Origin of the sequence: Amycolatopsis sacchari, assembly GCF_900114035.1 — a bacterium.
GTDB classification, from domain to species: Bacteria; Actinomycetota; Actinomycetes; order Mycobacteriales; family Pseudonocardiaceae; genus Amycolatopsis_E; species Amycolatopsis_E sacchari.
The window spans coordinates 1-21,549 of sequence record NZ_FORP01000047.1 but is presented as its reverse complement, the minus strand read 5'-3'; the positions used below and the strand labels follow the sequence as shown (position 1 = coordinate 21,549).

Below are 21,549 nucleotides of genomic sequence, written 5' to 3'. Positions count from 1 at the left end.
GGACACTTCCTGGCCAAGCCAACCCCACACGGCGGCAGCGCCCTTGCCAGTCACCACGCAACCAAACCGGACCATAACCACCAAGCCACAGCCCATCCACACCCTCACACTGAGCGCCCTTGACGCGGTGAGCCAACCGTTAAACGATCAAGGGGATGGGGCGGGGGTGGGGGCCGCTCAAGCAGGGCGGTCACGCCCGGGAGACCCCGCCACTCACGCGCCCAGCGGCGAACAAGACCAAAAGATCAAAAGAATGCCTCGCCGGCGGGCAATACCGCTAAGTTAGTACGTTTTACCTGGTCAGGGCGTTACCGGAGGCTCTGTTCAGTCGTTCCCGCCGGTTAGGCGGTTCTCCACTTGAGACAGTCGCCGTTGCGGTTGAGGGGAATCTTCAATTGAGGCAACTGTTCTGTCGGGGTGTGACCGCTCTGTGGGCGACGCCTCCAAACGCCTCTGAGCTGCGGAAACTCGCCTAAACTTAGCGGTATTGGCCGGCGGGCAGGCTCCAGGATGATGGGGCCCAAAGGGATCTCACCTTGGGGTGGGTGGTCGAGTTGAGTGATCATCCCGTCGCCTGCGGTTTGTGCATATCACTTTGACCCAGAGCCGCAAGCTTGGCATGGCAAGCGCCGGTTCCGGCGCATGTTGCGACCCTGGCCCAAAGTGATCCACCGGTACCAGGCGACGGGATGATCACCCAACTCTAGGCGGGGCAACCCCCTCACCGCCTCCTGGGCAAACTCACCCGGCTCAAATCCGCCGCCACGACGACCTCCCCGCCGAAGACCTCCCTCGCTTCCTCGTAGAACTTCGTCGGGTCGTCGTAGCGTTGCGAGAAGTGGGTCAGCACCAGGGTGCGCACCTTGCTCTCCGCCGCCACCCGCGCCGCCTGCCTCGCGGTCAGGTGCCCGTACTCCCGCGCCAGGTGCGCGTCCTCCTCCAGGAACGTGGACTCGATCACCAGCAGGTCCGCGCGGTCCGCCAGTTCGTACACCGCATCGCACAGACGCGTGTCCATCACGAACGCGAACCGCTGCCCCTGGCGCACCACGCTCACCTGCTCCACGGTCACCGTCCGGCTGCCGACGCGGAGCGAGCCCGTCCGCTGCAGCTCACCGATCTCCGGCCCAGTCACGCCGAACCGGGCGAGCAGTTCCGGCAGCATCCGCCTGCCGCTGGGCTCGACCAGCTGGTAACCGAACGCCTCCACCGGGTGGTCGAGCCGCCGCGCCCGCAGTTCGCCGAACTCACCGGTCGCGAGGACGCCGTTGCCGTGCACCGGTTCCTCGATGATCTCCGCCGTTTCGTGGAAGACGCTCGCGTGCCGCAGCCGCTCGAAGTACTCCCGGCCCGACGCGGGGAAGTGCGCGTGCACCGGGTGCCGCACCCCGTCCAGCGACAGGCGTTGCACCACCCCGGGCACGCCGAGGCAGTGATCACCGTGGAAGTGCGTCAGGCAGATCCGCGTGATCGACGACGCCGCGACGCCCGCGAACAGCATCTGCCGCTGCGTGCCCTCACCGGGGTCGAACAGGAAACCCTCGGCGTCCCAGCGCAGCAGGTACCCGTTGTGGTTGCGGTTGCGGCCGGGAACCTGACTCGCGGTTCCCAGCACCACCAGCTCTCGGACCGACACCCGACCGACCCTAGCCCGTTCCGGTTCACCGCGCGTTCAGCGAACGCTGCTGTACTCCCGCCGCGATCCGCAAGCGCATCCTCGCCGGTGCCGCGCTGGCACTGGCCGCCATCGCAGTCACGACCGGTTCCTCGGTCGCCAATCCGTCCACACGCGACAGTGACTCCGCCCGGTTGCTGGCCTCCGTCAGCCGGAGCACGCCGTGGACGCAGACCTCGGCCGTGCCGCTCAAGTTCGAGACCTACCACCCGCAGGGCCTCGTCCGCGTCGACGACCGCTACTTCATGACCTCCGTCGAGGTGACGTCCGCGCCCGTGAAGTGCGACCCGGCGTGCGACGGCTACGACCGCACCCCCGGCGCCGGCATCGGGCACCTCTTCGAGTTCGACGCGAAGGGCACCCTGCTGCACGACCTGCACCTGGGCTCCGGCACGGTCTACCACCCGGGCGGCTTCGACTACGACGGCCGCTACCTGTGGGTGCCCGTCGCCGAGTACCGCCCCAACAGCCGCGCCACGGTGTACCGCATCGACCCCGTGACGTTCTCCGCAGTGCCGTTCCTGCAGGTGCCCGACCACATCGGCGGCGTCGTGCACGACACCGCGAACAACCGGTTCGTCGGGATGAACTGGGGCTCGCGCACCTTCTACGTGTGGGGGCCGTCCGGGCAGCCGCAGCGCAAGGTCGCCAACCCGGAGCAGTTCGTCGACTTCCAGGACTGCCACTACCTGCCTGCCGGCAAGGCGGTGTGCGGTGGCGTCGCGAGCCTGACCGTCGGCTCGACGCCGGTGCAGCTGGGCGGGCTTTCCCTGCTCGACCTGCGCACGCTCGACGCCGTGAACACCGTGCCGATGACCGGCCTGACCCCGGCGGGCAACTCCGTGACCCGCAACCCGGTCTGGCTGTCCACCGACCGCGGCGCGCTCACCCTCCAGGTCGTCCCCGACGACGACCAGTCCGTGCTGTACACGTATCGGGCCGGCTGACCCAAACCTTGGGACGGGTGTCCCGACGACCGCCTCAGGCCTGCCCCTCCGGCCGGTCGAGCAGGGTCGTCGGGGCCTCGGCGGCGACCGCCTTCCGGCGGCGTTCGCGGAAGAACCAGCCGCCCAGCACGCTCGCGGCGAAGCCGAACAGGTGCGCCTGCCAGCCGATGCCCTCCCCCGCGGGGATGAGCAGCGAGAACTGGTACGCGAAGCACAACGCCATCACGAGGCCGATCACGATGTCGATCGGCCGCCGGTCGAACACGCCGCGCACGATGATGTAGCCGAAGTACCCGAACACGACGCCGCTCGCACCCGCACCGACGGTGCCCGCGCCCGCCGTGAACCACGCGCCGAGCCCGCTGACCACCACGATCAGCGCGCTGACCCCGAGGAACTTCTTCACCCCGCGGTAGGCGGCGAGAAAACCGAAGATGAACAGCGGCCCGGAATTGCCCTCGATGTGCGACCAACTGAAATGCAGGAACGGGGCGGTGAAGATCTCCGGCAGCGAAGCGACGTCCCGTGACCGGATGCCGTAGTCGAAGCTCAGCGTGTACCCCAGCGCCGCGTTGACGATCTGCACGAGCCACAGCACGGCCAGGACGCCGACCATGACCCACAACGCTTTCCTGGCCTCGGCGAGCAGGAGCTCGGCCTCCTCGCCGCGGGGTGGCGACGGGCGTTCGGGCATCACGGTTTCCCCTTTTTCCGTTTCGGCTCAGGGTAACGGACGTTTCCTACTTCCGGCGGGTGTCGACGGCCCGAAGTAGGTCTACCGTCACCGCACGTGAAACGTCTCGTCGCACTCGCGGTGTCCGCACTGACCGTGGCTTCGATCGTGACAGCGGCACCGGCCGCCGTGGCGGCGGAGCCGATCACCTGGGGTCCGTGCTCGGACCCGACCCTCGTCAAGGCCGGGGGTGAATGCGGTTACCTCTCGGTACCGCTGGACTACGACCACCCCGGCGGCGCGAAGATCCAGCTCGCCGTGGGCCGGGTCAAGCACAAGGTGCCCGACTCGCAGTACCAGGGCGTCATGCTCACCAACCCGGGCGGGCCGGGCGGGTCCGGGCTGTACCTGGCGGCCCGGGGCGGGAACCTGCCGAACCACGCGGGCGACGCCTACGACTGGATCGGCTTCGACCCGCGCGGCGTCGGTTCCAGCAAGCCCGCGTTGTCCTGCGACCCGCTCTACATGGACTACAACCGGCCGAACTACCTGCCCGTCACGCCGCAGCTGGAGCAGACCTGGCTCCAGCGCTCGAAGTCCTACGCGGACGCGTGCGCCGCGAAGAACGACCCGGCGCTGCTGGCGCACATGAAGACCGTCGACACCGTGCGCGACATGGACTCGATCCGCGCGGCGCTCGGCGTCCAGCAGGCGAACTTCTACGGCTACTCCTACGGCACCTACCTCGGCCAGGTGTACGGCACGCTGTTCCCCACCCACGTCCGCCGCATGGTGCTCGACAGCACGGTCGACCCGCGCTACGTCTTCTACCAGGCGAACCTCAACCAGGACCTCGGCTTCGACCGCAACATCCACGTCTGGTTCGACTGGGTCGCGAAGTACGACTCGGTGTACCACCTCGGCAAGACGGGTGCCGCGGTCCAGCGCGTGTTCGACGAGCAGCTGGCCAAGCTGTCGTTCCAGCCGGCGGGCGGGGTGATCGGGCCGGACGAGTGGCTCGACGTGTTCCTCCAGGCGTCCTACTACCAGCTGCGCTGGACCACGCTCGGGGACGCGTTCGCGAAGTTCGTGAACCAGGGCGACTGGCAGACGATGAAGTCGCTGTTCGAGACGTTCGGTGGCCGCGGGGACGACAACGGGTTCGCCGTGTACCTCGCCGTGCAGTGCACCGACGTGCAGTGGCCGACGAACTGGAACCAGTGGCGCGTCGACAACTGGCGCACGTTCGCCCGCGCGCCCTACTTCACTTGGATGAACGCCTGGTACAACGCGCCGTGCGTGTACTGGCCGGCGAAGGCGGGCAAGCCGGTGAACGTCGACGGCTCACGGGTGCAGAGCGTGCTGATGATCGACGAGACGCTCGACGCGCCGACGCCGTACGAGGGCAGCCTGGAGGTGCGCAAGCGGTTCCCCGGTGCGGTCCTGATCGCCGAGCCGGGCGGCACGAGCCACGCGATCACGCCCCGCGGCAACGCCTGCGTCGACCAGAAGATCGCGGACTACCTGCTCAACGGCACACTGCCCGCACGTAAACCGGGCAACCGCGCCGACGTCACGTGCGACCCGCTGCCGCAGCCGGTGCCGCCCACGTCGTGACCTCAGGCCTCGTGCTTGGCGTGCCGCCCTTCGGAGACCGGTTCCCGTTGGGCGGCGCGCCGCAGGTGAAGCAGTGAGCCGGCGAGGGTCACGAGCAGTCCCGCCGCGCCCCAGATCGCGATGAGCAGGAGCGGGCGCGTGGTCGCGTGCCCGGAGAAGTAGACGTAGTTGCGCAGGGCCTCGGTGCCCGCGCCGTTCGGCAGCGCCCCGCCGATCACCCGCCAGAACGTCGGCAGCAGCTCGGCCTGGTACGCGCCGCCCGCGCTCGGGTTGCCGAGGATGACGAAGATCAGCACGGTCAGGCCGACGCCGAGCACGCCGAACAGCACCTGGAGTGCCATCGTGACGGTGGCGGCGGTGAACGTCAGCAGCGCGCCGATCCACCACAACGCGAAGAAGTGCCCGGCGAGCGCGTGCAGCCACTGGTCGAGGATGAGCGCACCGCCGAGTCCGGAAAGGACGGCGTAGGGCACCATCGCGCCGAGCCGGATGAGCGTGCGCTGCAGGGTCGCCGGGCGGGCGCCACGCGCGATGGCGAGTGCCGCGGCGGCGAGGTAGCCGCCGACGAGCCAGCCGACGACGGCGTAGAACCCGGTCAGGGCACGCGCGTCACCCGCCTCGGGGGCGACGAGGTCAACGACCTGCACGGTGCGTCGCTGCGCGTTCTCGACCTGCGTGACGACCTGTTCGACGGCGGTGGCCAGCGCGGGACCGGCCGCCGAAGCGACCAGCAGCCTGTCGGTGGTGCCGGTGCGCGCGACGACGAACCCCGCGCTCACCTCCCGGTCGAGGATCCGCTGCCGTACCTCGGCCTCGCTCGCCGCGGGCTCGACCTCGAGCGGGTCGTCCGGCAGCGCGTCGAGCCGTTGCACCGTCGCTTGTGGACCGACGACCGCGAGCCGCACGCCGCTGGGCGAGGGGCTGTGGAAAGCGCCCACATAGGACAGGATGAAGCCCAGCTGCAGCAGCAGGACCCCGGCCACGAGCAGGATCGTGCGCGGCGGGATGGCGTCGCGCAGCCGTTCCTCGGTCCTCATGCCGAGACCCTAAGAGCACAACCCGCCCCCCGCTATTTTCGTGCCCCGACCCGGTGACCTACTCCGGGCGGAGGATGCCCGTCAGATCGGTGTGTGCTCGCCCCGTCCTCCTTTTCGCGCATCCGTCTACCGGAGGAGGACTTGTGACGCGATCGCGACCATGGTGGAAGACACCGGTGTTCCGGCGAGCGAGTGCCGTGGCGGGGGTGGCGGCCATCGCGGCGGCCACCGGAGCGACGTTCGCCTCGGCGACCACACCCGGGTCACCCGGCACCCCGCAGCCGCCGACCACGATCTACGCGGAGAACTTCCAGAACCGCCCCGCCGCAACCCCGATCGTCCGGCTGCCCCAGTACACCGGGGCGAGCGGCCAGACCTACACCGCGGATGCCCAGTGGCTCCGGCAGTGCAACGGCTGGATCGCCTCGTCCTCCCAGCCCGCGGCACCCACCACGCAGGCGAACGACTGCGGGAACGCGGCAACCTGGAACGCGGTGCAGCAGATGGCCTACGCACTGGGCTCCTACACGGGGATCGCGCCGGGCAGCAACTACGCGGTTTCGGCGATGACCTCGGGTGACCCGGGTGCCCCGCACGTCGAGTTCAAGACCGCCTCGAACATCCCGTTCAGCGGCAGCAACCGGTTCGTCACCTTCAGCGTGGATGTGGCGGCGATCAACTGCTTCGCCAACCACCCGCTGCTGCAGTTCTCGCTGCTGAACGACGCGGGAACGGCGACCCCGGTCGGCTCGCAGATCGACGGGTGCGGCGCCACGCGGACGATCAACGTGCCGCAGATCGGTGCTGCCCCGGCGAAGACCGCCCAGGTCGGCACCTACACCTCGAACGGCGCGGTGCTGGTCAACGGCAGCTCGATCGGCGTGCAGATGGTCAACAACCAGGGCAGTGGCACCGGTAACGACCACGCGTTCGACAACATCAAGATCCTCGACGTGACCCCGCAGCTGGACAAGTCGTTCAGCCCGGCCCAGGTCGAGACCGGTGGCACCTCGACGCTGACCTTCACGATCACCAACACCAGCGAGCTGGCGGCGAAGAACGGCTGGTCGTTCACCGACGCGCTGCCCGCGGGCCTGACCGTGGCCGGTGCTGGCTCGACCACCTGCCCGAGCGGCACGGTGACCGCCCCGTCCGGCGGCAGCTCGGTCGAGGTGAAGGGCAACCTGAACGCGGGCATGGCCTCGTGCACCGTGAGCGTGCCGGTCACCTCCGGCACGGCGGGCAGCTACACCAACGGCCCCGGCAACCTGTCGCTGGTGGGCTTGAACCCGCCCGCGAACACGACGGTGACGTTCGTGGACCCCGCCCCGTCGGCCGACCTGGCCATGGCCAAGACCGCGCCGCAGGACGAGGTGCAGCCGGGTGACCAGATCACCTACACGCTGACGGTGATGAACCTCGGCCCGGCCGCTTCCACGGGCTACACGGTGACCGACCCGGTCCCGGCCGGGCTGATCAACGTGCAGGTGCCCGCGGGCTGCGTCCTCGGCTCGGACAGCGTGATCACCTGCACCGGCGACTCGCTGGCGGTCGGTGACTCCGTGAGCTACGACATCACGGCCACGGTGAACACGGTGAACCAGGACGGCTCGGCGAAGTACCTGACCAACGCCGCGACCGTCACCGGTGACGACCCCGACCCCGACACGAGCAACAACACCAGCGCCAAGACCGTGAAGGTCGTGCCGATGGTGAGCCTCGTCGTCGGCGGCGTCACCGCGCTGGCCGGTGCCGGTGCGTGGTTCCTGCGCCGTCGCCTGATCGCCAGCTGATCCACGGCAGAAGAGGCGGCCCGCCCTCGCGGCGGGCCGCCTTGACTGTTACTCGCGGTCACAGTTACTTTCGGCGGATGCGGATCGTGAACTCCGGCGACGTCCGGCTGGCCGTGTTCGAAGAAGGCCCCGAGGACGCGCCGACGGTCCTGCTCGTGCACGGCTACCCCGACACGCACGCGGTGTGGGACGACGTGGCGGCCGTCCTGTCGCAGCGGTTCCGCGTCGTGCGGTACGACGTCCGCGGCGCCGGGCAGTCCGACGCGCCGCGCGGCCTGGAGGCGTACCGCCTACCGCACCTGAAGGACGACCTGTTCGCCGTCGCCGACGCGGTGAGCCCGGACGCGCCGGTGCACGTCGTCGCCCACGACTGGGGTTCGATCCAGGCTTGGGAGGCCGTCACCGAACCCGGGGCGCACCAGCGGATCGCCTCGTACACCTCGATTTCCGGGCCGTGCCTCGACCACGCCGCGTACTGGTTCCGCACCCGCTCCCCCCGCCGGTTCGGCAAGGTGCTGAGGCAGCAGCTGCACTCGTGGTACATCCTCGCGTTCCACGTGCCGCTGCTGCCGGAACTGCTGTGGCGCGGGGTGCTCGCGAAGCGCTGGCCGGAGTTCCTGCGCCTGGCCGAGCACGTGCCGCCACGGCCCGGACATCCCGCCCCGACGCTCGCCTCCGACGCGGCACGCGGGCTTTCGCTCTACCGCGCCAACGTCCGCGAACGGTTCAGCCGTCCCCGCAAGCGCACCACCCAAGTTCCGGTGCAGGTCATCACGCCCGTGTACGACCGGTACGTCACCCCGGCGCTCGCCGAGGGCGCGGAACGGTGGGCGCCACGGCTGTGGCGGCGCCGCCTGTACGCCGGGCACTGGTCGGCGTTGCTGCGCGACGGTGCCCAGGTCGCGCGGATGGCGACGGAGCTGATCGACCACGTCGACGGCGGCGTGGAACCCCGGAGGCAGCTGGTCGTCGTCACCGGCGGCGGCAGCGGGATCGGGCTGGCCACCGCGAAGGCCTTCGCGGCGACGGGCGCCGAGGTCGTGGTGTGCGACCTCGACGAGGAGGCCGCGCGGGCGACGGGCCTGCCCGCGTACCGGGTGGACGTGTCCGACGAGGCCGCGATGCGGAAGTTCGCCGACGACGTGGTGGCGCGGCACGGGGTGCCCGACGTGCTGGTGAACAACGCCGGGATCGGGCACGCCGGCACCTTCCTCGCCACGACGACGCAGGAGTGGGAGCGGGTGCTGGACGTCAACCTGTGGGGCGTGCTGCACGGGTGCCGGATCTTCGGCGAGCTGATGGCGGAGCGCGGCGAGGGCGGGCACATCGTCAACGTCGCCTCCGCCGCGGGTTACCTGCCCGCGAAGTCGCTCGCCGCGTACGCGACGAGCAAAGCGGCGGTCCTGATGGCGTCGGACGTCCTGCGGGCTGAGGTGGCGTCGCGGGGTATCGCGGTTTCGGCGATCTGCCCCGGGTTCGTGGCGACGAACATCACGCGCACCACGACGTTCTCCGGGCTGAGCGAGGAGGAGCAGGAGCTGCGGCGCGCGGCCGCGACGAAGGCGTACCGGCGGCGGAACTTCGGGCCGGAGAAGGTGGCGAAGGAGATCGTGCGGGCGGTGGCCACGGGTAAGGCGCTGGTGCCGGTGACCCCGGAGGCGAAGGCCGGGTTAATGCTCTCCCGGCTGTCCCCCGCTGCCCTCCGCGCCGCTGTCCGCCACCTCTGACCGCGAGTCGTCACACAGCGCGCGGAAGACTTTTTCGCTCAACCGCCCCAGTTCCAGGAACTCCTCCTCGGTCAGCGCACCCACCGCGCGACGCGCCGCCTCCGCGTACCCGGGTTGCACCTGGTCGAGGAACCGCGTCCCTTCCGGGGTCAGCACCGCGTACAGCCCGCGCCGGTCCACGGGATGCTGTTCCCGTCGCACGAGCCCGAGCCCGGCGAGCCGCGTGACGCGGTAGTTGAGCCTGCTGCCTGGCGAGAACACGACGGAGGCCAGCTCGCCCATGCGCAACCGCCCGCCCGCCGCCCGCAGCCGGGACAGGATCTCGTACTCCGCGTGCGAGACGCCCGCGTTGTCGTGCAGATGCCGCTCCACCACCCGCTCGACGAGCGTGTGTGCCCCCAGGTAACTCAGCCAGGACTCGCGTCGCCGGCCCGAAAGCCACGAACCGTCCGCCATGCCGCCGAAGCGTATCGGTTTTCGGGCCCCCACCTCACCAACTTCGAGGAGGCGGGAGACGGCTCACCTAGGATGAGGCGGCGATCTTCACCGGGAGGGACGGGTTTCATGGAGCACATTCACGCGGGCAAGGTGCGGGACCTCTACCGCGACGGGGACGACATCCTGCTCGTCGCGTCGGACCGGATCTCGGTCTACGACGTCACCCTGCCCACCCCGATCCCCGGCAAGGGCGCCCTGCTGACGCAGCTGTCGAACTGGTGGTTCGAGCACTTCCGCGACGTCGTGCCCAACCACGTCCGGTCGGTGACGGACGTGCCCGAGGAGTTCGCCGGCCGCGCGATCCGCTGCAAGCCGCTGAAGATGGTGCAGGTCGAGTGCATCGCGCGGGGCTACCTCGCCGGGCTGGGCCTGCGGGAGTACCAGAAGTACGGTACGGTGTCCGGCGTCGCGCTGCCGCCGGGGCTGGTCGAGGGCAGCAAGCTCCCCGAGCCGATCTTCACTCCGACCACGAAGGCCAGCGAGGGGCACGACGAGTTCATCACCTTCGACGACGTCGTGAACCAGGAAGGCCGTGAGACCGCCGAGCGGCTGCGTGAGCTGACGCTGGAGATCTACCGGCGGGGCGCCGAGCACGCCGCGAGCCAGGGCATCGTCGTCGCCGACACGAAGCTCGAGTTCGGCTGGGACGCCGACGGTGTGCTCACCCTCGGCGACGAGGTGCTCACGTCCGACTCCTCCCGCTTCTGGCCCGCCGACGAGTGGGAGCCGGGCCGCCCGCAGTTCGCGTTCGACAAGCAGTTCGTCCGCGACTGGGCGGCGGGCACCGGCTGGGACAAGACCGCGCCCGGTCCGGAGATCCCGGCGGACATCGTCGAAGCCACCCGCCGCCGCTACGCCGAGGCGTACGAACGGATCACCGGGAACACCTGGCACTGACGGTCCACTGTGGACGGGCCCGGGGGCGGGTGCGCCCCCGGGCCCGCGTTCAGCGGTAGGTCACCTGGGTGGAGCCGTTGGAGAACAGGAACGTGATCCACCCGCGGACGAAGTCGTTCCGCCGCCCGCCGTTGATCCCGTACTCGTCCGACGTCGGGTAGCCCAGGTTGCTCCGCTCCCAGCCCATCGAGGCCCACTTGTCCCGGATCGCGCCGTAGATCCCGTGCGCGCCCGTGGACGGCGTCCAGTAGACCGACCCCTGCTTGCTGAAGTGGTTGAACCGGCCCACCCCGTCCGGCGTGCCCGTCTCGTCGGTCGTGGGGTAGCCCAGCGGACCGGTCTCCCAGCCCAGCGCCGCCCAGCGGTCACGGATCTGCCCGTAGATCGCGTGCGGTCCGGTCGAGGGCGTCCAGTAGACCGACCCCTGCTTGCTGAAGTGGTTGAACCGGCCCACGCCGTCCGGGGTCCCCGTCTCGTCGGTGATCGGGTACCCCAGCGGGCCGGCCTCCCAGCCCAGCGCCGCCCAGCGGTCGCGGATCTGGCCCTGGATCGACCAGGCACCGGTGTTCGGCGTCCAGTAGATCGAGGCACCGTCGGCCCGCGAGAAGTGGTTGTACTTGCCCACCCCGTCGGGCGTGGTCAGCTCGTCGGTGACCGGGTAGCCCTGCGGGCCGCGCTCCCAGCCCATCGACTCCCACTTCGCCCGGATCGCACCCTGGATGGCGTGCGCACCCGTCTGCGGGGTCCAGTAGATCGACGCGCCGCCGTCCAGCGAGAAGTGGTTGAACCGGCCCACGCCGTCCGGGGTCCCCGTCTCGTCCGTGATCGGGTACCCCAGCGCGGCCGGCCCGCCGAGCGCCTTGTACTTCGCGAGGATGTCGCCCTGCACGACGTGCGGACCGGTGGCCGCCGACCAGTAGATCGAGCCGCCGCGGAAGTCCTGCGCCTTGCCGCCGCCCGCGGTGTCGTACTGCGGGGACACCGGGTCGCTCAGCGTCGAGCCGCGGGCGCCGCCCAGCGCGTTGTAGTAGTCGGTGATCGGGTCGGTGTTGCCCTGCAGCGTGACGGTCTGCGCCGCCTGCCCGTCGTCACCGGTGATCTCGTAGACCGCCCGCGCGGGGTAGGCGTCGGCCGGCGTGAACGTCACCTTCTGCTGCAGTTCCTCGCCCGGCGGGATCACCTGGCCCTCGGACAGCTGGTCCGCGCTGGCCACCGAGAACACGCCCGCGGGCGCCTTCGCCTTGGTGATCGTCAACGGCACCGTGCCGGTGTTGGCGACGCTGAACGACATCGTCACGGGCTTGCCCGGCTGCACGGTGTGGAAGTCGAGCACCGCGGGTTCCAGCGTCAGCTCCGGCTTGCCGGCGAGCGCCACCGCGGTCAGCGGCACCGTCACCGAACCCTGGTCGCTCGTCACGACCAGGCGCGACGTCTCCTGCGTGCCGGTGTCCGTCCCGGCCGTCGGCGTGTACGTCACGGGGATCGTGATCGACGCCCCGGCTTCGAGCACGGTGCCGGCCGCGGGCACGTTGTCCACGCTGAACGCGCCGGTCGGCGAGGTCACGCCGGTGATCGTCTCGGCCGTCGTGCCCGTGTTCAGGATGTTGACGCCCAGTTCCTTCGCCGCGCCGGTGCGCACCTGACCGAAGTCGAGTGAGGACGGTGTGGCGCCGAGCCCCGGTTGCGTGCCCTGGCCGTGCAGGTCCATGGCGGTGCTGCCGGCGCTCGTGGTGAACGTCAGGCTGCCCGTCGACGCACCCCAGGTCGTCGGCGTGTAGCTGACCGGCACGCTCAGCGTCTGGCCCTTCGTGAGGGTCACCGGGGTGGTCAGCGACGTGCCGAAGGGAGCGTCGGCCGTGACGCTGTTGACGGTCAGGTTCGTGTTCGCGGTGACCGTGACCGTCGCGTTCTCCGTGGTGCCGACCGCGGTCGAGCCGAAGTCGTACGGCTTGGTGGCCAGCACGGCCGTGGTCGGCCTGCCGAAGCCGAGGACCTTGCCGTCGCGCGTGCCGACGTACACGCGGCCGTTGTCCGTGGCGGGCACGGAGAACTTGACCGCGGTGCCGATCGGGGCGGAGTAACGCAGCTTCATGACGCCGTTGACGGGCACGGGGTCGTACGCGCGCAGCTGCGCGTTCTGCCCGCCGGGGCCGGTGCTGTAGATGACCCACACGAGCGCGGAGCCGGAGGTCGTGCCGGTGGAGGTGATGACCGGCGAGCCGGACGTGTAGCCGAAGTTGTCGCTGGTCACGCCGACCGACGTGAGCGACGGGCCGGAGGCCGAGTACTTCAGCGCCCGCAAGGGCCCGTTGTTGCCGACGACGTAGACGTAACCGCCGCCGGGCCCCTGGCCCGCCCCGCCGAGGTGGTCGGCGTCGAGCAGGTAGATCCGGCCGTCCTTGCCGACCACGACCACGAGCCGCGGGTGCGCGCTGGTGCCGAAGTTCGACGGCAGCGCCATCGGGCCACCGGAACCGAGGTCGGCGTCGTCCTGGTTGAGCTTCGTGTTGTCGTGCGGACTGAAGAAGCTCTTCGCGGTGAGGGAACCGTCGGGGTTGACGGCCAGGCGCACGACCGACTCACCGAGCATCGAGGGCGGTTCGTCGCCGGGGCCGGGTGCCGGGGCGATGCCGTTGCCGGTGGAGACGATGATCCGGCCGGCGCCGTCGGACACCAGCCCGGAGCCACCCTGCCAGATGCCGCCTTCGTCGGAGACGCCGGCCTCGGTGGCCCACATGGTCGTCTGGACCCCGGTCGAGGCGTTGACCCCGACGATGTAGCCGACGTACGGCGTGTAGTCGCAGTGGCTCGCGAAGCCCGCGTACACGACGCCGTCGAGCAGCAGGAGTCCCGGACGCTGCATCGCCGTCATCGGGTTGAACGGCACGCCGGGGTTGTTGGTGGGCGCGCCCTTGATCACGGTCGGGAAGCCGGGGCGCTCGGCGCCGGTCTTGGCGTCCAGCGCGTGCAGGTACCAGTGCGGGTGCTGCGGGTCGGGCCCGTCGTTGACCTTGGAGGTGAGGTAGACGGCGCCGGTCGACGGGTCGTACACCGGGGTCGCCGTCACGCCGATCGTCGGCACGAGGTCGCCGCAGTTCACCGTGGACACCGGCCACGCCGGGCCCAGGTCGACCTTCCAGCGCTGGGTGCCCGTGGCGGCGTCGAGCCCGTAGACCTTGTTGTTCTCGGTCGCGGCGACCACGACGCCGTTGACCACCACCGGCTGGGCGTAGACCTGACCGTCCACGTTCGCCGAGAAGAGCTGTCCGAAGTCCGAGGCGCTGACCTGGGAGGGCACCAGACCGGGCTCGTCGTCGTCCCAGCCGGTGCGAAGGGTGTTGTGCGCCGCGGTCGTTTCGTCCGCGAGTGCCGAGGGGGTGAGGCCGCCCCCGACGAGAATTGCTATTACGGAAAGTAGCAATATCCGGGCAGCATAACGAGGCCGGATGAACAAGGATCCCTCCAACGCGTCAATGCGACGCATGGACGCGTCACTCCGCCACCGGAATTTCGCTTTTTCCCCCGATCGCGTTACGCGTCAAGATCACGACAGGGTTACGATCGCCGGGAATGGCTAACCTGGGGTCATGACCAGCGCACGCGACAACCTCGTCGAGTTCTACTGGCGGCCCGGCTGCGGGTTCTGCATGATGCTCCGCGCCCACCTCGAACGCGCCGGGTTGCCGCTGCACGAGGTCAACATCTGGGAGGACCCGGAGGCCGCGGCGCGGGTGCGCTCGGTCGCGGACGGCAACGAGACGGTGCCGACCGTGTTCGTCGGCCCGGCCGCGATGGTCAACCCGGACATCGACGAGGTGCTCGCCGCGGTCCGCGAGCACGCGCCGGAGCTGCTCCCCGCCCGTACCGACCAGTAGGTACACTGACCGGGTGGACACGGTCGACCGGCTGATCCGGAGCACCCAGGAGCTCCTGTGGGAGCGCGGTTACGTCGGCACCAGCCCGAAGGCGATCCAGCAGCGCGCCAACGCCGGCCAGGGCAGCATGTACCACCACTTCGGCGGCAAGGCCGACCTGGCGCTCGCGGCGATCCGGCGCAGCGCGGCCGAGCTGCGCGAGGAGGCGGAGGCCGCGCTTTCCCGCGAGGGCACGGCGCTCGACCGCGTCGGGGCGTACCTGGACCGGGAACGCGACGTGCTGCGCGGCTGCCGGATCGGCGGCCTGGCGCAGGACCCGGACATCGTGGCGAACGCCGAGCTGCGGCAGCCGGTCGCCGAGACGCTGAGCTGGCTCCACGGCAGGCTCACCGAGGTGCTGCGCGAGGGGCAGGACAAGGGCGAACTGGCCCGGGATTTCGCACCGGAGGCTGTGGCGGCGACGGTTTCGGCGGTCGTGCAGGGCGGGTACGTGCTGGCCAGGGCCGCGGGCACGACCGATGCGTTCGCCGTCGCACTCGACGGGGTGCGCCAGCTGTTGTTGAGCAAGCAACTCTGAAGCCGGGCTGCAGACCTGCCCGAACGGCCCCGGCAACGTACGCGGAATGCCGCGGAAACGGGTACGGACCGCGATCTGCGGACACTCCCCGTGATTTTCCAAGCCTTTCCCGACCCCGACTATTGACGCCGTGCCAGCCTGCGCTAGAAATACCCCCGGCGTACTTTCCCTCGGTTCGAAAGGTATGTCCGGTGAACGACGAAGTGTCGGTGGCCGCGCTCCTCGAACGCGAGGGCTGGGTCGAGCCCCGCAAGAAGGGCGGCCGTGGCCGCGTGGTCGCCGTGATGCTCGCGGTCGTGCTGGGCTGCGGGCTCGCCGCGTTGCTCGTCCACATCGGATCGCAGGACCCGCAGGCGGATTCACATTCCCTGTTCGGCCCGCCCCACGGCCCCACCGGCGGGCTCGCGGGCGGCGGCGTGCCCGACGAACCGACCGGCTCCCAACGCACGGCAGGCAGCACCACCGTCGTCGTCACCAACGTGTCCGAGGTGGAGGGCACCGGCCGGAACGGGCTTCCCTGGCACGAGCGGGAAGCCGAGACGACCTCCTCGACCAGCACCTCCACCGATCCCTCGGCACCGGGGCAGGAGCCCGGCTCCGGCACCACCTCGCCGGTGACCACGACCCCGACCACGACGCCGCCGGCGGGCGGTGTCGGCGGTTCGCACAACCCGGCGCCGCCGCCGTCGTCGTCTTCGAAGCCGCGGCCGTCGTGCCTCCTCGTCATTTGCTGGTGATTTCGAACAGGAAATGCGGAATAGCGTGACGGCTGCGGTCGTGTCGGCTTTCTCTCGTTGGTCATTCCGTGTTCCCGCACCCGCGAAGCCGGGAACGAAAAGTGCGAGGAGGCTCGAAAATGAACGGCGATCGGCGCCTACGAGGTGGCGCCGGACTACGCCAAGCAGCGCAAGCAGTACGGCAAGCTGATCGTCGGTAAGTTGATCACCGCCGAAGGCGCGTTCCTTTGAGTGAAATAACAACACCGTAACCCACTGCAACGAACTCCCCCTTCTGGGCGAAAAAGGGACATACGCCTAGAAGGGGGAAGCATGCTCTCTCGGTGGTCAAGACGGGTACTGCCTACCCTCATCGTCACCCTGCTGGTCGGCCTGGGCCTGGTGGCCGTCCCGCAGGCGAGCGCCGCTCCGGCGCTGCCGTCCGGTTTCGTCATCCGCGAGCAGGCCACCGGTCAGGCCGCCTACGACCTGACCGACTTCGCCCACCTGCCCGGCGACGGCGGCATCATCACGACCGGCAAGGGCGGCAAGGTCACCTGGATCTCGCCGGCCGGCGCGGTGCGGGCGCTCGCCACGCTGTCCGTGAACAGCGACGGCGACCTGGGCCTCGTCGGCCTCGCGGTCGCCCCCGACTACGCGACGACGCGCACCGTCTACCTCGTGCGCTCGGTGCCGACGGGCAGCGGCTCCGTCTTCCGGCTGGCGCGCTGGACCGTCACCGGCTCCCCCGAACCCACCGGCCTCGGCAGCGAACGCACGCTGCTCGAAATGCCCGTCGACTACAACGTGCACGGCATGACGGGCATCGTCGCCGCCTCCGACGGCACCCTGTGGCTGTCCACCGGCGACAGCTCGGACTTCCACGGCGGCGTGTACGACCCGCGTGCCCTGCGCGCGCTCGACACGAACTCGCCGTACGGCAAGGTCATGCACCTCACCGCCGCCGGCGCGGGGGTGCCGTCGAACCCGTACTACGACGCGGCCAACCCGAACTCCGTGCGCAGCAAGGTGTTCGCGAGCGGCTTCCGCAGCCCGTTCCGGCTCTCGCTCGACCCGAGCAGCGGCCTGCCGGTCGTCGGCGACGTCGGCTGGGAGACGTGGGAGGAGCTGGACATCGTCCAGCCGGGGCGCAACTACGCGTGGCCGTGCTGGGAGGGCAACCACCAGACCGGGTACGCGACGGCCTTCCCCGCGCAGTGCGGTCCCGTCAACAACACGCCGCCGCTGTGGGAGTACCACCACGGCGGGGCGAGCAACCAGGGCAACAGCGTCACCGGCGGGTTCGTCTACACGGGATCCAGCTACCCCGGCGAGTACAAGGGCACGTACTTCTTCGGCGACTACCAGGGCGGCAAGATCTGGACGCTCAAGTACGACAGCAGCGGCAAGCTGACGCAGGCACCGCAGAACCCGCCGTGGGCCACGGGAATCGGCGGTCCCGTCGAGTTCGACGCCGCGCCGAACGGTGACGTCGTGTACGCCGACCTGCTGTCCGGCACGCTGAAGCGGATCAGTTATCAGCAGGGCAACACCGCACCCGTCGCGTCCGCCGCCAGCACCACCGACGCCGCGACGCGCACGGTCACGTTCGACGGCTCCGGTTCGCTGGACTACGACGGCGACCAGCTCACCTACAGCTGGAACTTCGGCGACGGCACGACCGGCACCGGCCGCGTCGCGACGCACACCTACGCGGCGGGCACCGACCGGTACACCGCGACGCTGACCGTCCGGGATCCCTTGGGCGCCACCGGAACGACGACGCTCACCGTGGCCCCGTCGAACCGTTCGCCGCAGCTGGCGCTCACCACGCCACCGGGCGACACGTTCGCCGTCGGGGAGCCGATCGCCCTGTCCGCGACGGCGACGGACGCCGAGGACGGCGCGTTGGCCGTGACGTGGACGAGCCGCGAGCTGCACTGCCCGGACGAGGCGACGTGCCACTCGCACCCCGGCGTCGGCGCGACCGGCGACAGCTTCACCGTGCCGTTCCCGGACCACCCCGACACGCGGCTGCTCGTCACCGCGACGGTCACCGACAGCGCGGGCGTCGTCGCCACGCAGACCTACACCGCCTGGCCCCGCCAGCACCGGCTCACGCTGACGTCGAACGTGCCTGCCGCGCTGCAGATCCCGTCGGAGAACAACGCCAACACCGCGATGGTCACTGAGGGCGTGACGCTGGAGGTGAACGCCGCCGCGACGGCGAGCGACGGGGCCTCGGCCTTCACGGGGTGGGCGGACGGCCCGACCGACCGCGTCCGCACGTTCAAGATGCCCGCGAACGACCTCACGTTGAGCGCGGTCTACGCGACGCCGATCGAGCAGCGCTACAACTCGGACGCGGCGCTGCGGCAGCTGGTCGGCGCGCCCACCGCACCCGAGGTGATCGACGGCGGCGTGCGGTACCGGGTGTACGAGCGCGGCCGGCTGTACTGGTCCAGCCAGACGGGCGTGCACGCCGTGATCGGGCAGGTGCTCGTGAAGTACCTGGAACTCGGCGGGCACACGCGGTTCGGCGCCCCGCTGACCGATGAAACCGGGACGCCGGACGGCATCGGCCGGTTCAACCACTTCATCGGCACGCCCGCGACCGGCACCGCGTCGGTGTACTACACGCCTAGCACGGGCGCGCACGCGATCTGGGGCCTGATCCGCGAGAAGTGGGCGGCGCTGGACTGGGAGAAGGGCCCGACGGGTTATCCGGCCACGGACGAGCTGATCACGCCCGACGGCATCGGCCGCTACAACCACTTCAGCAAGGCGTCCTCGATCTACTGGACGCCCGCCACCGGCGCACACGGCGTGTGGGGCGAGATCCGGAAGACGTGGGCGGCGCTGGACTGGGAGAAGGGGCCGATGGGCTACCCGGTCACCGATGAGCTGACCACACCGGACGGGGTGGGCCGCTACAACCACTTCGACAAGGCGTCGTCGATCTACTGGACGCCGGGAACCGGGGCGCACGAGGTGTACGGCGCGATCCGGCAGCGGTGGTCGGCGTTGGGCTGGGAGCGGTCGTACCTGGGCTACCCGCGGTCGGGTGAGTTCACCTTCGACGGCGGACGGCGCAACGACTTCCAGTTCGGCTACATCCAGTGGTATCCGAACGGGACCGTTATCGACCGCAGATGGTGATGTGACGCGAAGCGTCTCCGCTAGGGGCGGTGGCCGGGCGACGGGTGGGCGAAGTAGAAACCGAAGGACGGGAGGTCGTCCTCCGCGTGGGAGTCTCCGCGCCGGAGGGCGACCTCTTCCGCCAGTGCCTGTGCCAGTGAGGCGAGCGCGGTGAGGGAGTGCCCGCCGACGCCGCTCGTCTCCGCGAACAACGCGGCCTGCGCGTGCTCGACGAGTGGTGAGGCGGGGTTGTCGGTGAGCGCGACGACCGGCACGTCGTGGTCTCGGGCGTACTCGACGGCGCGCACGGTGTCGGCGGCGTAGCGGCGGATCGACACGGCGACGAGCACGCCGGTCAGCCCGGGCAGTTCGTCGACGAGGCAGGCGCCAAGCTGCCTCCCGCGCAGGCCCCGGCTGAGCAGGGCCGCGATCGGGGCGCACTCGCGCAGGCCGAGGACGTGCACCGCGTCGGCTTCGGCGAGGAGGGCGACGGCACGCAGCCAGGACGGGCGGTCGAGGCGGCCGTAGGTGCGGGCGAGGTTGGTCTGTTCCTGTTCGAGGGTGGCGGAAAGCAGGCCGCCGGGTGGTTCGGCGGGGCGCTCGTCGGTGCGTCGCGCGAGCTGGGCCTGTTCGGCGAGCCACGCGCGGCACAGTTCCATGATGTCGGGGTAGCCGGAGAGCCCGAGCGAGTTGGCGAACCGCGCGATGGACGATTCGTGGACCTCGACGAGCCGGGCGGCCTCGGTGATGCCGCGGTGGGCGGTACCTTCCGGGTCGGCCAGCACCAGGTGCGCGATCCGGAGCTGCCCCGACGCCAGTTTCGGCAGGCGGCCGCGGAGCAGCTCGGTCAGTTCCTGGTAACTGCCCGGTGGGGTCACGGCCGCGGCAGCTCCACGACGGTGACCCCGGCTCGGGCGGGCACGGGCCGGTCCATCTCGGCGAGCGCGGCGGGCGCTTCGTCGAGGCTGATGCGCCTGCCGACGAGCCTTCCGAGGTCGAGGCCGGAGCGCGTGACGAAGTCGAGCATGGCGGGGTACTCGTGGGCCTGGAGGCCGTGACTGCCGAGGATGCGCAACTCGTCCGCGATGACGCGGTGCATGGGGATCGGGGGGACACCCTGCTCGGGCGGCATGAGCCCGACCTGCACGTGCCGTCCACGCTTGCGGAGACTGGCCACGGAGGCGGCGCAGGTGGCGGGCAGCCCGACGCAGTCGAGGGACAGGTGGGCGCCACCGCCGGTGATCTCGCGGATCTCCTCGGCGGGGTTGTCGCTCTGGATGGTGACTTCGGCACCGAACTGCTTGGCCATGGCGAGCACCTCGGCGGAGAGGTCGACGGCCACAACGCGCGCCCCAGCGGCAACGGCGAGCAGGACGGCGGACATGCCAGCCCCACCGCACCCGTGCACGGCGACCCACTCCCCGGCAGACAGCTCCCCCTGCCGGAGGACGGCCCGGAAGGCGGTCCCGAAGCGGCACCCGAGCGCGGCGGCGGTGACGGAGTCGAGCCCATCGGGCAGCGGCACGAGGTTCACGTCAGCGTGGTCGAGGGCCACGCGCTCGGCGAAGGACCCCCAGCCGCTGAACCCCGGCTGGAACTGGTTGTCGCAGATCTGCTGGTTGCCGGAGGCACACTGGGGACACGCTCCACACGCACACACGAACGGCACGGTGACCCGCTCACCCACCCGCCGGACCCGCACGCGCTCCCCCACGGCGACGATCGTCCCGGCGAGCTCGTGCCCGGGCACGTGGGGCAGCCTGACGTCGGGGTCGTGCCCGCGCCAGGCGTGCCAGTCACTACGGCAAACCCCAGTCGCCTCGACGGCCACCACCACGCCATCGGGAGACGGGATGGGCTCGGCCACGTCCCGCACCTGGGGCAGGTCCCCGAACGCCTCGAACACCACAGCACGCACCGCACCACGATACGTGCCACGAAGGACAGTGGGATGTGGCATTTGACGATCCGATGCACCGCACCGGAACAGCGGCAGCCACCCCACCACCGCCACCCGTCGATGCGAAGCGAGCGGCCACACCGCCCACACCCACCCCCGCCCCGATCCCCAGCCGCACTTACGGCCGATCCGCCGGGTCAAGAGTGGCGCAGCCATCCCGAAGGGACGCCGAAGGCGCTCTTGACGCGACGGATCGGCCGTGAACACTCAAAGATCGGGGCGGGGGTGGGGCCGCTCAGCAGGCGCGCCAGCGCCGGGAGACCCCGTGCCCGACTTGACCAGCAAGGAAGCCAGTCCAAAGAAAAAGAATGCCTCGCCGGCGGGCAATACCGCTAAGTTAGGCGGGGGTTGGGGTCTGACACGCGTGGCGGGGCTCCTGTGGTGGCGGGGTTTTCTCTCTACCATGTGGGCGTGCCTCG

At 70.3% G+C, this 21,549-nt stretch carries 17 protein-coding genes; 9 read left to right on the top strand and 8 right to left on the bottom strand.

The window, feature by feature from the left end:
• Window positions 1-721: 721 nt before the first annotated feature.
• Window positions 722-1,636, bottom strand: a complete 915-nt coding sequence (locus BMZ92_RS35940) for a ribonuclease Z (protein WP_091517146.1) — start codon at window positions 1,634-1,636, stop codon at window positions 722-724.
• A gap of 25 nt (window positions 1,637-1,661) precedes the next feature.
• Window positions 1,662-1,868 (bottom strand): hypothetical protein, encoded by a 207-nt coding sequence (locus BMZ92_RS35935; RefSeq protein ID WP_091517144.1) that lies wholly within the window; start codon window positions 1,866-1,868, stop codon window positions 1,662-1,664.
• On the opposite strand from BMZ92_RS35935, the gene BMZ92_RS35930 reads away from it, so the two are divergent.
• A complete protein-coding gene (locus tag BMZ92_RS35930) occupies window positions 1,858-2,622 on the top strand; it encodes a DUF6454 family protein (RefSeq protein ID WP_091517142.1) in 765 nt (254 codons plus the stop codon). The genes BMZ92_RS35935 and BMZ92_RS35930 overlap by 11 nt on opposite strands.
• A gap of 34 nt (window positions 2,623-2,656) precedes the next feature.
• Here the strand turns inward: BMZ92_RS35930 and BMZ92_RS35925 are convergent, their stop codons facing one another.
• Entirely contained in the window at window positions 2,657-3,316 is a 660-nt protein-coding gene (locus BMZ92_RS35925) for a rhomboid family intramembrane serine protease (protein ID WP_091517140.1), read from the bottom strand.
• 96 nt (window positions 3,317-3,412) lie between these two features.
• Between BMZ92_RS35925 and BMZ92_RS35920 the strand changes: the two genes are divergently transcribed.
• Window positions 3,413-4,912 carry an alpha/beta hydrolase gene (locus BMZ92_RS35920; RefSeq protein WP_091517138.1) on the top strand — a complete coding sequence of 500 codons (1,500 nt, stop codon included), beginning with the start codon at window positions 3,413-3,415 and terminating at the stop codon, window positions 4,910-4,912.
• A 2-nt stretch (window positions 4,913-4,914) separates the two neighbouring features.
• Here the strand turns inward: BMZ92_RS35920 and BMZ92_RS35915 are convergent, their stop codons facing one another.
• Window positions 4,915-5,949: an ABC transporter permease gene (locus tag BMZ92_RS35915; RefSeq protein WP_091517137.1), complete on the bottom strand. Its 1,035-nt coding sequence runs from the start codon at window positions 5,947-5,949 to the stop codon at window positions 4,915-4,917.
• Window positions 5,950-6,125: 176 nt separating this feature from the next.
• On the opposite strand from BMZ92_RS35915, the gene BMZ92_RS35910 reads away from it, so the two are divergent.
• On the top strand, window positions 6,126-7,742 hold the full coding sequence (locus BMZ92_RS35910) for a DUF7933 domain-containing protein (protein ID WP_143250027.1): 1,617 nt from the start codon (window positions 6,126-6,128) through the stop codon (window positions 7,740-7,742).
• Window positions 7,743-7,819: 77 nt separating this feature from the next.
• A complete protein-coding gene (locus BMZ92_RS35905) occupies window positions 7,820-9,469 on the top strand; it encodes an SDR family oxidoreductase (protein WP_091517133.1) in 1,650 nt (549 codons plus the stop codon).
• Here BMZ92_RS35905 and BMZ92_RS35900 read toward each other — a convergent pair.
• Window positions 9,413-9,925: a MarR family winged helix-turn-helix transcriptional regulator gene (locus BMZ92_RS35900; RefSeq protein ID WP_091517131.1), complete on the bottom strand. Its 513-nt coding sequence runs from the start codon at window positions 9,923-9,925 to the stop codon at window positions 9,413-9,415. The genes BMZ92_RS35905 and BMZ92_RS35900 overlap by 57 nt on opposite strands.
• 108 nt (window positions 9,926-10,033) lie before the next feature.
• Here BMZ92_RS35900 and BMZ92_RS35895 point away from each other — a divergent pair, with 108 nt between their 5' ends.
• A complete protein-coding gene (locus tag BMZ92_RS35895) occupies window positions 10,034-10,864 on the top strand; it encodes a phosphoribosylaminoimidazolesuccinocarboxamide synthase (RefSeq protein ID WP_091517130.1) in 831 nt (276 codons plus the stop codon).
• Window positions 10,865-10,913: 49 nt separating this feature from the next.
• On the opposite strand, the gene BMZ92_RS35890 is transcribed toward BMZ92_RS35895, so the two are convergent.
• Window positions 10,914-14,285: a choice-of-anchor D domain-containing protein gene (locus tag BMZ92_RS35890; protein ID WP_177229027.1), complete on the bottom strand. Its 3,372-nt coding sequence runs from the start codon at window positions 14,283-14,285 to the stop codon at window positions 10,914-10,916.
• A 166-nt stretch (window positions 14,286-14,451) separates the two neighbouring features.
• Here BMZ92_RS35890 and BMZ92_RS35885 point away from each other — a divergent pair, with 166 nt between their 5' ends.
• From BMZ92_RS35885 to BMZ92_RS35870, 4 genes are all read left to right on the top strand, one after another.
• Window positions 14,452-14,739 (top strand): glutaredoxin family protein, encoded by a 288-nt coding sequence (locus BMZ92_RS35885; protein ID WP_091517126.1) that lies wholly within the window; start codon window positions 14,452-14,454, stop codon window positions 14,737-14,739.
• A 13-nt stretch (window positions 14,740-14,752) separates the two neighbouring features.
• Window positions 14,753-15,316 (top strand): TetR/AcrR family transcriptional regulator, encoded by a 564-nt coding sequence (locus BMZ92_RS35880; RefSeq protein ID WP_091517124.1) that lies wholly within the window; start codon window positions 14,753-14,755, stop codon window positions 15,314-15,316.
• Between the two features lie 191 nt (window positions 15,317-15,507).
• Window positions 15,508-16,053, top strand: a complete 546-nt coding sequence (locus tag BMZ92_RS35875) for a hypothetical protein (protein WP_091517123.1) — start codon at window positions 15,508-15,510, stop codon at window positions 16,051-16,053.
• A gap of 312 nt (window positions 16,054-16,365) precedes the next feature.
• A complete protein-coding gene (locus BMZ92_RS35870; RefSeq protein WP_091517121.1) occupies window positions 16,366-19,191 on the top strand; it encodes a PQQ-dependent sugar dehydrogenase in 2,826 nt (941 codons plus the stop codon).
• A 20-nt stretch (window positions 19,192-19,211) separates the two neighbouring features.
• Here BMZ92_RS35870 and BMZ92_RS35865 read toward each other — a convergent pair whose 3' ends face one another.
• Together BMZ92_RS35865 and BMZ92_RS35860 are read right to left on the bottom strand one after the other, a co-directional pair.
• Window positions 19,212-20,048, bottom strand: a complete 837-nt coding sequence (locus BMZ92_RS35865) for a MurR/RpiR family transcriptional regulator (protein ID WP_091517119.1) — start codon at window positions 20,046-20,048, stop codon at window positions 19,212-19,214.
• Complete coding sequence (locus tag BMZ92_RS35860; RefSeq protein ID WP_091517117.1) at window positions 20,045-21,088, bottom strand: zinc-binding dehydrogenase; 1,044 nt, start codon at window positions 21,086-21,088, stop codon at window positions 20,045-20,047. The genes BMZ92_RS35865 and BMZ92_RS35860 overlap by 4 nt, the downstream gene beginning before the upstream one ends.
• Window positions 21,089-21,549: the final 461 nt, after the last annotated feature.

Excerpts from the sequence above, each read along its gene's own strand:
- BMZ92_RS35870 (WP_091517121.1), top strand. The coding sequence starts at position 16,366 with ATGCTCTCTCGGTGGTCAAGACGGGTACTGCCTACCCTCATCGTCACC.
- BMZ92_RS35895 (WP_091517130.1), top strand. The coding sequence starts at position 10,034 with ATGGAGCACATTCACGCGGGCAAGGTGCGGGACCTCTACCGCGACGGG.
- BMZ92_RS35915 (WP_091517137.1), bottom strand. The coding sequence starts at position 5,949 with ATGAGGACCGAGGAACGGCTGCGCGACGCCATCCCGCCGCGCACGATC.
- BMZ92_RS35925 (WP_091517140.1), bottom strand. The coding sequence starts at position 3,316 with ATGCCCGAACGCCCGTCGCCACCCCGCGGCGAGGAGGCCGAGCTCCTG.
- BMZ92_RS35905 (WP_091517133.1), top strand. The coding sequence starts at position 7,820 with ATGCGGATCGTGAACTCCGGCGACGTCCGGCTGGCCGTGTTCGAAGAA.
- BMZ92_RS35900 (WP_091517131.1), bottom strand. The coding sequence starts at position 9,925 with ATGGCGGACGGTTCGTGGCTTTCGGGCCGGCGACGCGAGTCCTGGCTG.
- BMZ92_RS35885 (WP_091517126.1), top strand. The coding sequence starts at position 14,452 with ATGACCAGCGCACGCGACAACCTCGTCGAGTTCTACTGGCGGCCCGGC.